General features: G+C 47.2%; 14 protein-coding genes and 1 pseudogene. 1 reads left to right on the plus strand and 14 read right to left on the minus strand.

Annotation, left to right across the window (positions count from 1 at the left end):
* Positions 1-3: 3 nt before the first annotated feature.
* The 14 genes and pseudogenes from H9X84_RS11515 to H9X84_RS11580 all read right to left on the minus strand — a co-directional run bounded on the left by H9X84_RS11515 (position 4) and on the right by H9X84_RS11580 (position 10,809).
* Positions 4-1,098, minus strand: coding sequence for a hypothetical protein (locus tag H9X84_RS11515; RefSeq protein ID WP_205134458.1), 1,095 nt, complete (start codon positions 1,096-1,098; stop codon positions 4-6).
* Positions 1,095-1,754, minus strand: a complete 660-nt coding sequence (locus H9X84_RS11520; protein ID WP_205134459.1) for an aspartate/glutamate racemase family protein — start codon at positions 1,752-1,754, stop codon at positions 1,095-1,097. Before H9X84_RS11520 ends, H9X84_RS11515 begins: the two co-directional genes overlap by 4 nt.
* Positions 1,755-1,827: 73 nt before the next feature.
* The gene (locus H9X84_RS11525) at positions 1,828-2,730 is read right to left on the minus strand and encodes a thiamine pyrophosphate-dependent enzyme (RefSeq protein WP_205134460.1); all 903 of its coding nucleotides are present in this window, start codon (positions 2,728-2,730) and stop codon (positions 1,828-1,830) included.
* Positions 2,731-2,743: 13 nt separating this feature from the next.
* Positions 2,744-3,922 carry a transketolase C-terminal domain-containing protein gene (locus tag H9X84_RS11530; protein ID WP_205134461.1) on the minus strand — a complete coding sequence of 393 codons (1,179 nt, stop codon included), beginning with the start codon at positions 3,920-3,922 and terminating at the stop codon, positions 2,744-2,746.
* Positions 3,910-4,191: a 4Fe-4S dicluster domain-containing protein gene (locus H9X84_RS11535; protein WP_205134462.1), complete on the minus strand. Its 282-nt coding sequence runs from the start codon at positions 4,189-4,191 to the stop codon at positions 3,910-3,912. The genes H9X84_RS11530 and H9X84_RS11535 overlap by 13 nt, the downstream gene beginning before the upstream one ends.
* A gap of 11 nt (positions 4,192-4,202) precedes the next feature.
* A complete protein-coding gene (locus H9X84_RS11540; RefSeq protein WP_205134463.1) occupies positions 4,203-4,742 on the minus strand; it encodes a 2-oxoacid:acceptor oxidoreductase family protein in 540 nt (179 codons plus the stop codon).
* 7 nt (positions 4,743-4,749) lie between these two features.
* Complete coding sequence (locus tag H9X84_RS11545; RefSeq protein ID WP_205134464.1) at positions 4,750-6,333, minus strand: acyl CoA:acetate/3-ketoacid CoA transferase; 1,584 nt, start codon at positions 6,331-6,333, stop codon at positions 4,750-4,752.
* A 495-nt stretch (positions 6,334-6,828) separates the two neighbouring features.
* Positions 6,829-6,936, minus strand: a pseudogene (locus tag H9X84_RS13415) (aldo/keto reductase); the annotation flags it as partial.
* A 221-nt stretch (positions 6,937-7,157) separates the two neighbouring features.
* Entirely contained in the window at positions 7,158-8,150 is a 993-nt protein-coding gene (locus tag H9X84_RS11555; protein WP_205134465.1) for an alpha/beta hydrolase, read from the minus strand.
* Between the two features lie 29 nt (positions 8,151-8,179).
* Positions 8,180-9,010: an SDR family oxidoreductase gene (locus H9X84_RS11560; RefSeq protein WP_330612358.1), complete on the minus strand. Its 831-nt coding sequence runs from the start codon at positions 9,008-9,010 to the stop codon at positions 8,180-8,182.
* Positions 9,007-9,546 (minus strand): flavodoxin family protein, encoded by a 540-nt coding sequence (locus tag H9X84_RS11565; RefSeq protein ID WP_205134466.1) that lies wholly within the window; start codon positions 9,544-9,546, stop codon positions 9,007-9,009. Before H9X84_RS11565 ends, H9X84_RS11560 begins: the two co-directional genes overlap by 4 nt.
* Positions 9,543-9,869, minus strand: a complete 327-nt coding sequence (locus H9X84_RS11570) for a carboxymuconolactone decarboxylase family protein (protein ID WP_205134467.1) — start codon at positions 9,867-9,869, stop codon at positions 9,543-9,545. The genes H9X84_RS11565 and H9X84_RS11570 overlap by 4 nt, the downstream gene beginning before the upstream one ends.
* 3 nt (positions 9,870-9,872) lie before the next feature.
* Positions 9,873-10,292 (minus strand): cupin domain-containing protein, encoded by a 420-nt coding sequence (locus H9X84_RS11575; RefSeq protein ID WP_205134468.1) that lies wholly within the window; start codon positions 10,290-10,292, stop codon positions 9,873-9,875.
* 13 nt (positions 10,293-10,305) lie between these two features.
* Positions 10,306-10,809, minus strand: a complete 504-nt coding sequence (locus H9X84_RS11580; protein ID WP_205134469.1) for a flavodoxin — start codon at positions 10,807-10,809, stop codon at positions 10,306-10,308.
* 115 nt (positions 10,810-10,924) lie between these two features.
* On the opposite strand from H9X84_RS11580, the gene H9X84_RS11585 reads away from it, so the two are divergent.
* A complete protein-coding gene (locus H9X84_RS11585) occupies positions 10,925-11,821 on the plus strand; it encodes a LysR family transcriptional regulator (protein WP_205134470.1) in 897 nt (298 codons plus the stop codon).
* Positions 11,822-11,999: the final 178 nt, after the last annotated feature.

Raw genomic sequence — 11,999 nt, forward strand, 5'->3', positions numbered from 1 at the left:
GGTTTATTCCACAGGTTCTTTTGTTTCCGGATGAATTTTTTCTTTTTTAAAATAATGTGTATATGCAATACACAAACAGATAATGATCCCTAAATATCCTGTATAAGGATAAATTACATTTACCAATGTCGAAAACGGTAATTTTGAACCAATGAAAATAATAATACAGGCAACCAATGCCGTAATTCTAAATTTTTTGCTTTTTTCGTCATGTGCTACAAAATTACAGGAAATCCAAAGTAAAGATACTGTCGTCGTAAAAATACCCGCAATAAGCACAACTGAAAATATTACACCAAAGATAGGAGAAATACTTTCCGCAATCGCCAAAGTCGGAACAGACATTTCACCAACAGACTGAATATTGGCTAAAATAGCTAAAGCCATTACAATCAAACAGGCAGAAAATGCAATACCACCGCCTAAGCCTCCAAGTTTTGCATCTCTTCTCTTTTCACAGTCAGGGCCAATTCCTGCCAAAAACGGTCCTAAATTCAGAGTCATAAAGGTTGTATACAAGATGCCAGAAATCCACCATGTTGGTGCTGCCTTTGTCACTGGATTTTCTTCTAAGTAAGCTGTTGCAGTCGAAAGATTTCCTGCATTCACAACCAAACTGATGATACCGACCAGTAAAGTAAAGACAATGATTACAATGCCTAATACACCAATCAGTTTCGTAATCTTATTCATGCCAAGCATTACCGTCGCCAACATTAAAATTACGATCAAAACCCTGCCATAAACCGATGGAAGTCCATAATATTGGTTAATGGTCGCACCCGCGCCGGATGTCATAACGACCAAAATAGCAAAAAGAAAAATGGGAGTAAAATATTTTAGCGCAGTCCCAAAATATTTTCCACAATAATACACCCAGATTTCATTGGCGGACTGTAATTTCAATTTGCTGCCATCCTGCATAACAACAGAGCAAATCCAAATGTAAAGAATCATCGTAATGAAAGCCGCGCCAATACATTTTGCTACGCCGTATGAAGCAAAGAACTGAAGAATTTCCTGCCCCGTAGCAAATCCAGAACCAATACTAAAAGCAACAATCGCGCCAACCAAAGAAATGATTTTTTTCCAATTCATAGAATGCCCTCCTCCGTTTTTAAAATAATGTCATATATAATTTCCGCGGGATCAATTACCGGCACTGCTGTACTGGCACTTAACTCCTGCATCAAGTAGGGAAAGTGCGTACATCCCAGTACGATCGCTTCCACATGATTTTTTTCATAGAAAGCAACCAAATCTTTTAATCCATTTGTCTCCATCAATTCTTTCGGTGAAATACCCGCTTCAATTTCCTGTGCTAACGGAAGAGAGGCAAGACCGATCACAAACACATCTTCTGACGCATTCATCATCGTTTTTTCAATTCCTGCTAATCCCTGATTGCTGCCTGCCATAACGCCCAGCTTCTTATACTGCCTTGCAATTTTACCATAAGCGTCCATTGGCGTTATAATATGAATCTTAAACTTGTTTGCAAGTTTCTCTACATCAATCGTAGCGCTCAGGGAATTGCAGTAGATCATAACAATGTTAATTCCCTGGCTTTTAATTTCTTTCAAAAATAACCCTACTTTTTCCTCGCGTTCCTCCTGAGAGCCAACTTGCATCATGACCTGCTCCTGGGCAGTTTGCGCAACTGGATAGCCCTGCGCTTCTACACCTTTTGCTGCCAAGAAGTCTACTCCCATTTTTGTATCTACTGGTGTCCCAGCAATTACTGCTACTCTCATAGGCCGCCTCCTCGTCTTATCTTATCTCGTCTTATCTCGTCTAATCTCAGCTTAGCTTGTTTTACCATTATGTTCAGTCACAAATTCTCTGAAGCAAATGGTATCTTTGATCTACTGCTTCTTGAATACTTTCAACATCTTTTTCTGTTAAACTCTTAAACTTCCCAATCCCCTTGACAAACTCCGCCATCGGAACGGGGTTCTTGTTTTCATAGTTCAGATGATATCCCTGTCCGTCCTTTTCCCACAGAGGGAAGAGATTGGACTGGACGGCCTTTCTTGCCATGGAAATAGCCTGCTCCGGCGCATAGGCCCAACCTGTGGGACAGGGAGAAAATACATGCAGATAGGCAAAGCCTTTTTTGCTGGCCGCAAGCCCCTTCTGTACTTTCGCCACAAAATCCGCCATATGAGACGGGGACGCCGTCGCGCAGTATTCCACGTTATGCATGGAAATAATCAAAGGCAGATATTTCTGCTGCTGCTGTTTGCCGTTGATGACAGAGCCGATGGGTGTAGTGGAGGTCCGGGAGCCCTTCGTGGTGGTAGAGCTTCTCTGATAACCTGTATTCATATAGCCCTCGTTGTCATAGCAGACATAGAGCATTTTTTCATTTCGTTCTGCCGCCGCGGAAAGACTCTGGAAGCCGCAGTCCGCCGTAGCGCCGTCCCCGGCCAGCGCGATGATATTTACGTCCGGGCGGCCTTTTCTCTGGTACATCTGGCTCAGGCCCGTCAGAAAAGAAGCCGTATTATCCAGCAAAGGGATATGCACCGGAATATGCAGGCCGTTAGCGTAATTCCAGCCGACCACACCTGCCCCGGCCATACATCCAGGCGGAATACCGATAATGGTATTTTCTCCCGCTACTTTTAATATCGTTCTCAGGATCAGCTCGCCGCCGCAGCCCTGACAGGCGGACATCCCCGGCGTCACCAGATCCTTTGCTTCCCGCAAAACATCAATATAACTCATCCACAAAACCTCCTCACTCGTTCATAAACCATTTTGTGGCCTTTTCTCCCGGCACATCTTTCACAGCATCCAGCAGTTCCACAGTCTCCAGCAGATTCTGTAAAGAAATATCCGCGCCGCCCAGACCGCCGATGGCAGAGAAATGCGCGTATTTTTCGTCCACATCTGCCAATGCCGCCTTGACTTCCATATGCATAGGTCCCTGACTCCATCCAAAGCAAACGGAACGATCCACTACGGCAAAGGCTTTTTTGCCTTCCAGCAGCTTTGCGATACGTTTCGCGGGGAAGGGCCGGATAAACCTCAGCTTCACCAGACCGGCCTTGATACCTTTTTCTCTGGCAATATCCACCGCGTCCATACCGGTGCCGGTCATGCCGCCAATGGTCACCAGAACTACCTCCGCATCCTCGGCCCGGTAGGAGGAAACAGCGCCGCCATAGCTGCGGCCGAATTTCTTACCAAATTCCTGATCTATTTCCTCAATGACCTCCAGTGCCTTTTCCATGGCGTCCAGATGGTTCTTTCTATATTTCATCAGCAGCGGCCCTGGTGTCAGAGGGTCCAGTGCAAAGGGTTTTTTCGGGTCCAGTACACAGTGCGAAAAAGAGGGCGCCGGCAAAAATTCGTCTACTTCCTTCTGCTCCGGCACATCCACACCTTCCGTCAGATGAGAGCTGTAAAATCCGTCATAGCAGACATTGACAGGGATCAGTACATCCGGATGCTCCGCCAGTTTATAGCCCTGAATAATCATATCCATAATTTCCTGATTGCTGTCACAGAACACCTGAATCCAACCGGCATCCCGGACAGAAATAGCGTCCTGCTGGCCGCTCCATACGGTTTCCGGCGAAGTCATTTCTCTGGTCGCCAGAGCCATAACCATAGGCATCCGCAGAGTAGACATACGGAAATAAGGTTCATACATCAGCGCCAGTCCCTGTGCGGAGGTAGCCGTAAAGACTCTGCCGCCGCCGGCCGCCGCCCCCTGCACTACGCTCATGGCGGAATGTTCCGATTCCACCTGCACCATATTGGCATCCAGTTCTCCATTATGTACTTTTGCCGCCAGTCCTTCTACAACAGAAGACTGCGGTGTGATAGGGTAAGCGGCAATCAGATCGGGACGGCAAAGTGCCGCCGCTTCCGTCGCCGTGTAGTTACCGGTCAATACTTTTATTTTTCCCATGATTCCTGACCCCCTTCCGGCACCATATCGATGGCCTTTTTCGGACATTCTTCCGCACAGATGCCACAGCCCTTGCAATAGTCATAAGTAATGTAATATTTTTTATCCTCTGTGCCCCGAACAGCGTTCACGGGACAGTAAGTAAGGCACATTCCGCATTCAATACATTTGTCTTTGTTCATTACCGGCCGGAATACACGCCAGCTTGCCGTATCCAGCACATAGATGCCGTCGTCCCCGACGGGTGTGATATGATTACGTTCCGTCATGGTATCCCTCCTTATCCTTTCACAATCTTAACCTGCTGCGCGGCACGAATCGCCGCCGTCTTATTCTTTTCTCCAAAGGTCTTGGCGATTTCCTCCAGCAAAATTTCCTGATCCACCAGACCGGTTACCTTGGCAAAGGCACCCAGCATAGCAGTATTGGGGATATTTCTGCCGAAAAGTTCCTCGGAAATGGCGGAGGCGTCTACCATGGCCACCACACCCGCATTCTGGGGCACAGCCAGTTCCTCCATCGTTTTATGAGAATTGATAACAATTACGCCGCCATCTTTCAGGCCCGCGTAAGTCTGAGGCAGACCCACCAGAGAATCGTCCATAATCACCAGAATATCCGGCTCATAGATCTGTGTTTTGCGGCGAATGGGCTGGTCCGCCAGTCTTAAATAGCCAAATACGGGAGAGCCTTTCCGCTCCACCCCGAAAAACGGGATAAACTGTCCGCATTTCCCGCCGGCTACCGCCGCTTTTACCACCAGCTGGGAGGCTTTGACTACGCCCTGCCCGCCGCGGCCATGCAAACGAATTTCTTTCATACTTTCACTACTCCTTTCCTTCTTCCTGGAAAAAGAAATCTTTTCCCAGAGGATGCTCCATAAACAACGCAGAGTCCATTTCCTTCAGTCCCTCCGAAATCAAAGGCCGAAATTCCATTTTCCCAAGAATATCTTTTTCCACATCTACGCCGGGGGCGTATTCCGTCAGCATCAGTCCCTGCTCCGTCAGTAGAAAAACGGCTCTTTCTGTAATCACCATGACCTTCTGCCCTCTTTTGCGGGACATGGGTCCGCTGAAAGTGATCTGTTCCACCTGTTTTTTGAACTTCAGGACACTGCCGTCCCGGACGATATTCAATTTTCCATTTTCCACACGGATATCGCTTTTCCCCGCCGTAAAAGTCCCTGTAAAAATCACAAAGGGCGTCTGCTGAGTAATATCAATAAAACCGCCGGGGCCCATGACCTTCCCATGGAACTTGGAAACATTCAGATTTCCCATTTCATCTATCTCTGCAAGCCCCAGAACGGCCATATCCAATCCGCCGCCATCGTACAGATTCAGAATATCCGACATTTTATAGAAGGCCTCCGGGTTAACGCTGCCCCCCAGCGCCAGTCCGCCCAGCGGCACGCCTCCCAGAACGCCGGATTCAATAGAAAGGGTAAATTCCGACGAAATCCCCTCTTCCGCCGCCACAGACGCCACGGCATCCGGCATACCAATGCCCAGATTTACCAGTGTGTTCCGTTTCAATTCCAGCGCCGCCCGTCTTCCGCAGATTTTTCTTTCCTGCAAAGGCATCTTTTCCACTGATTCCAGCGGCACCTTAATATCTCCCGTCAATTCCGGCCGGTATACGTCACTGGTAAAAGTCTGGGGATGGTTCTCCGGTTTTGCCACAACCACATAGTCCACCATAAAACCATGTATTTTCACATCTCTTGGATCTAGTGATCCCCGCTTGACAATTTTTTCCACCTGTACAATTACGGTACCGCCGCTGTTATAGGCAGCCGCCGCGATTTCAAACTGATCGCCATGGATCGCCTCTTTGCTGAGAGAAATATTCCCATCCTCATCAGCGTAGGTCCCACGGATTACACAGACATCCAACGGCGCTGTATCATAATACAGACATTCCTTACCGTTAACTTCCATAAGTTTGACAATGTCTCCGCCTTTTTCTTTCGTTAGCTCATTTCCTTTGGCGCCTTCAATCCTGGGGTCTACAAAAGTCCCCAGACCCACGTAGGTCATAAGGCCAGGGCTGTGGCTGGCTACGGCCCGCAGCCAATCAGTAATGGTTCCCAAAGGCAGCATATATAAAAAGAACTTATTGTCCGCCGCCATTTTCGCAATCTCCGGCTCCAGCCCAAAATGGGAACAGATAACACATTTTAAAAGTCCCTCTGCCGCCAGCCGGTTCACACCCCGCTCTCCTTTGTCTCCAATGCTGACCCCTTTTACTAAGGTCAGGTCTTTTGGGTGTCCCGCATCATCATATCTCTGTCGAATCGCCTTTAGAATCTCCTCTGAACAGCCAAAGCCCAAAAATCCGCCGACAGCGATTCTGGCGCCATCTGGGATCATATTTACCGCTTCTTCTGCTGATATGATTCCTCGCATTTCTTTCACCACCGTTTCTTTATACGAATTTAGATTTACTATATCGAACTTTAAATTTATTATATAGACTTTAGATAACCATGTAAATAGGAAATTTGCACAAAAACCTTTCTTTGAAAATAAAAAAGACACCGTCCTCTTCCCTTGGGAAAACAGAACGATGTCTTAGGGGCATCTTCATAAGAAATCAAATACCGCCGGAATCTTTGTACCCGAAAGAATTCCGGCAACTCCATTTTGATTGGAAGTGTTTTCATATGAGGACAGCCATTACAGATCTGCTTTTCAAATGATAAATGCTGCTACTCTTTTTCTACACGCTGTGTTCCTATGCACCAAACATGTTTTTCTTTTGCGGCCGCCGGAGTATTCCGCGCCATTCCCCCCCACAAAACGATGGGGCACATAGGCCTCCTCCAGATACACCATCTCTTCTTCGCTCAATTTCAGATCCAGCGCTTTCGCCGCGCCTTCCACATGGAAAAGCTTTGTCGCATCCGCAGTCCAGCTGTGCTGCCCCTGTTTGGCATCCCCAAATCCCATGCACCCCATACAGGTACGGGATACATTTAGGTCAGAGTTTCCTAACTGTGTATATTTCATGTTTCACCCCTCTCCTGATTTTAAACAAAGACATTTTTCGTCCGTAGCGCGAAACCCTCATCTTTCTCTGGCTGATCCCGCCGGAAATAGCCGTGATCTATTCCCCCAAAACATGCTTCTAAAAAAACAAGCGCCGGGTCCTTTGTGTACCAAAGGAATCCCAGCGATCATTCCTTTTTTGCAGGGAAGCATCTAAGGGCTTATCCCATCCATTCTCTGCCTCACTTCAAATTTTTGCGGAAGAATTCTGTCATCCGATCAAAAGGAATGGCGTTTTTGCCGCCGCCGTCATACAGGTCTGTATGCACCATATCCGGCAAAAGCATCAGCTCTTTATTTTCTCCATAAGAACTGCCCTCGACCATATGGGCAAAGGCATCCTTGCTAAAATAACAGGAATGGGCTTTCTCCCCATGGATCATCAGCACAGCGCTTCTGATTTCATTGGAATAGTGCAAAATGGGCATATTCAGGAAGGACATGCATCCTGTAATATTCCATCCTTCATTGGAATTCAGAGAACGAGGATGATATCCACGGCTGGTCTTATAGTAATCGTGATAGTCCTTTACAAAAAACGGCGCATCCTCCGGCAAAGGGTCCACCACCCCGCCGCCGCGCACATAAGTGCCGGACTTGTATTCCTCTGTTCTTTGAAGATTCAGTGCTTTCCGTTTTTCAAAACGCTGTTCCTCACTGTTTTCCCCGTCAAAATATCCATTGGCATTGACGCGGCTCATATCATACATAGTAGATGTCACTGTTGCCTTGATTCTGGTATCTAAGGCCGCCGCGTTCAGAGCCAGACCGCCCCAGCCGCAAATACCGATGATGCCGATCCGATCCGGGTCAACATTTTCCTGAACAGACAGAAAATCCACTGCCGCCTGAAAATCCTCTGTATTGATATCCGGAGAAGCCATGTATCTGGGTTCTCCGCCGCTTTCACCGGTAAAAGACGGATCAAAGGCCATCGTCAAAAAGCCGCGTTCCGCCATGGTCTGCGCGTACAGGCCGGAAGCCTGTTCTTTTACGGCGCCAAAAGGCCCGCTCACAGCGATAGCCGGCAGTTTTCCCTCGGCGTTTGCCGGGGTATATAAATCCGCCGCAAGCGTAATGCCATAACGATTATGGAATGTCACTTTGCGATGCGTTACTTTGTCACTTTTGGGAAAAATCTTATCCCATTCTTCTGTCAAATGTAATTGTGTCATTCTTTCAACCTCCTGTAAAAATCGCATTCTCAACAATTCAAATCACCATAATAATAAGCCGCCGTAGCGCCGCCATCCGCCAAAAAAGTAGAGCCGGTAATAAAAGAGCCTCGGTCACTCATCAGCAATTCCGCCACATTGGCGATCTCATCCGCCGTACTGGGTCTGCCGGCGGGACACTTCGCAAACATATTTTTATAAAAATCTCCTCTGATCCCGCAAAACTCATCCATAGCCAAAGGTGTTACAATGATCCCCGGCGCAATAGCATTGAGTCTGGCGCCGCGTTTTCCCCATTCCACAGACTGGGCCATGACCCGTTTTTCATTACACCGTTTCGCCAGCTGATAGGCATGGAGCGTATCCTTGATCCGGTCTTCCCGCAAAAGATCCAGCTTTAACAGTTCTTCCACAGGCGTGCATGCCAGCAGTTCATCCTCCTGTGCCGTCAAAGCCGGCATACGGAAACCGGACTGGCTGGAAATAGTGACACCAACGCCGCCGGGGCAGATCACTTTGCCTGTTTCCTCCAGAAGAACCGCTGTGCCATACAAATCTACCTTCAAAATAGTTTCAATAGACGCCTGACTTGGCGACACTCCCGCGGCATTGACCAGCATCTTGACAGGACCATAGCTCTGTCCCTCCGCAATCGTAGCACAAATGGATTCTCTCGAGGACAGGTCCATTTCCACAGGAACTACATCAAATCCCGCCTGATTCATCAGCTCCGCTGTTTTTTCCGCGTTTTCCAGTTTTTTGTCTCCAACGATGATTTTCATACCATATCCCATACGGCGCGCGATGGCCATACCGATCTGGCCCGCTCCCGTCCACAGCATAACATTTTGTTTCATCATAAGGCTCTCCCCATTTCATAGGCTTCTTTGCAGGCAGGGCTCTCTTCAATCTCACCCTTCTGCCATGCGCCAGTTCCATAAATGATTCCCGCCTCTCTGGCCTCTTCCAGACAGTCCTGTGTAAAGCCACGGAATCCTTCCAGTGTACGCGCCAAATTTTCTTTGTCCGTATCTGCGGCAGTCATAATAAAATAAAAATCTTTCTTTGTAATTTCTGTGTATCTTGGCACAGTTCTGTCGATAAAGTTTTTCATTCTCCCATTCATGGAATAAAAGTATACAGGAGTCGCCAGCACAATCACATCCGCCGCCACCATGCTGTCCAAAATTTCTTTCATATCATCCTTTTGAACACAGAGATGAGTTTCGTTGCAGACACCGCATCCACTGCAAAAATTGATATTCTTTTCCGCCAGAAAAACTTTTTCCACCTGATGGCCGCTTTCTCTGGCGCCTTTTGCAAAGTAATCACAGAGAATATCAGAATTGCCCTGTTTTCTGGAGCTTGCCGAAATAATCAATACCTTTTTCATCATTCCACTTCCTCCCATACTTCTTTTGCCATACGAAATGCCGCCCATGCCTTGGGCCATCCTGCGTAAAAGGCGGCATGGGTCAGGATTTCCGCCATTTCTTCCCCTGTCACGCCATGATTTTTGGCATTGTGCAAATGGAATTTTAAAGAGGAGTCCAAAATGCCGCTTGCCATCAGCGCTGTTACCGTAACAATACTTCTGTCTCTCGCCGATAACTGTGCTTCTCTTGACCATACCTGACCAAAAAGAACATCATCATTTAATTCCGCGAATTTGGGTGCGAAGGTACCCAGTTCATCTCTGCCCGCTGTTACTTTTGCCATATCTTACACCTCTTCCTCCAATTTTGCGTATGCCTCATCTGAAACAGGCTCACACCACTCGTTGCTGCAATTTTCTCCCGGCACTTCGATGGCCAAATGCTGGAACCAGGAATCCGCCGCCGCACCATGCCAGTGTTTCACCTCTGCAGGGATATGTACCACACTGCCGGGGCGCAGCCTTACGGGTTTCTTTCCCCATTCCTGATACCATCCTTCTCCCGCTGTCACCAGCAGCATCTGCCCGCCGCCCTGATTGGCATGATGAATATGCCAGTGATTGCGGCATCCCGGTTCAAAAGTCACATTGCCCACTACTACCTGTTCCATGGACAACATATTCAAATAACTCTGACCCACAAAGTATTTCGCATAGGCGTCATTGGGTTCCCCTGTGGGAAATACACTCATTTCCTTTGGTTTCATTCGTCATTCCTCCTTAAATCCATTTTTCAAAATCTTTTCCCGCCCGACTGGCAGCACTGCCGTAAATAGCCAGGCCTTTTTCCACTTTCGCGTTGGGACATAATTTTTTGATATCCTTTTCACTCCGTCCCATCCCACTGCCTTCATGAGTACAAAACGGTTTGATGATCTTGCCGCTGAAATCAAAATGCTCCAAAAAGGTAAATACCGCCATGGGCATAGTGCTCCAGTAATTTGGAAAACCAAGATAAATGGTATCGTATTCTTCTATGCTTTCAGGATAAGCTTTCAATTCCGGCCGCGCATCCCGTTTCTGGTCCTCCTGCGCCTGGGCGATGCACTCATTATAGCTTTTCGCGTAAGGCTGTACCTGCTCGATCTGAAACAAATCTGCTCCCGTTAACTCTCTAAGGATATTTGCCGCTGCTTCTGTATTGCCTACTGTCAAATATTTCAATGTGCCGCTTACATAATTCTCATCCGCTCTGGAATAAAAAGCAATCAACCTTTTGCCCATCTCATTTCCTCCTTTTCTTTTGCTTTTATTATACCGCCCCATGGATTGACGAAGAATCTCCAATATGTTATGATAGCATAAACTATTAGTTAATACCAATTTCAGGAGGAATCTTATGTATCATCCGCTTTTAGACACCTTTATTGCCGTCGCTGACTGCGGCAGCTTCACCAAAGCCTCCGAAATCCTGTTCATTTCTCCCACGGCGGTCATGAAGCAAATGAATACGCTGGAAAAGCATCTGGAATTAAAACTCATCGACCGGACTCCTTCCGGTATCCGTCTGACGCAGCCGGGCACGATTATATACAAAGAAGCAAAACATATGATAGACCATTCCAAAAAATCCATTGCCAAAGCCCGCGCCGCCCTCTATTCCTATGAAACGACCTTCTGCGTGGGCACTTCTCTGCTGAATCCCGCAAAGCCGTTTATGGATCTATGGTATCTTGTCAATCAGGACTTTCCTTCCTATAAACTGCATCTTGTGCCTTATGAAGACGATCACAACGGTATATTATCGGAAATTGAAAAACTGGGAGAAAAATTTGATTTTCTCATCGGAGTCTGCGACTCGAAGGAATGGCTTTCCCGATGCAACTTTCTGCCCCTTGGACGATACCGGAAAATGGTAGCCGTATCCAGAGAGCACCCCTTCGCGGCAAAATCCAGTATCAATATTGAAGCTCTGCACGGGAAAACGCTTATGATGGTGCGCAGAGGAGATTCCGCGGCAAATGACACAATCCGTAATGATCTGGAAAAGCACCACCCCGAAATCCACATTGAAGATACACCGCAATTCTATGATCTTTCCGTCTTTAACCACTGTGCGGAAACAGGAAATGTGCTTTTGACCATTGAATGCTGGAGAGATGTGCATCCCGGTTTGGTTTCCATTCCTGTCAACTGGGATTACAGCATCCCTTATGGAATTCTTTACAGTCCGGATGCGCCGAAAGATGTTTTGCAGTTTATCGAAGCGGTAAAGAAGATCCGTCATCTTACTTGATAAGGTACAATAAGTTTCGCAAATTGAAAAGCAAATAAAAAGAGACATGGTTTGCAGATCTCTGGTAGGATGAAGTTGCGACACCACCATTCGAAAGGAGAGAGCAAACCATGTCCGAGAAAATTGTACAACTAAACGAGGCTGCGATCAAGAGCGAACTCAAGGAACTTGTGCGAGG

The sequence above is a fragment of the Anaerotignum lactatifermentans genome (assembly GCF_016902535.1).
GTDB lineage: Bacteria > Bacillota > Clostridia > Lachnospirales > Anaerotignaceae > Anaerotignum > Anaerotignum lactatifermentans_A.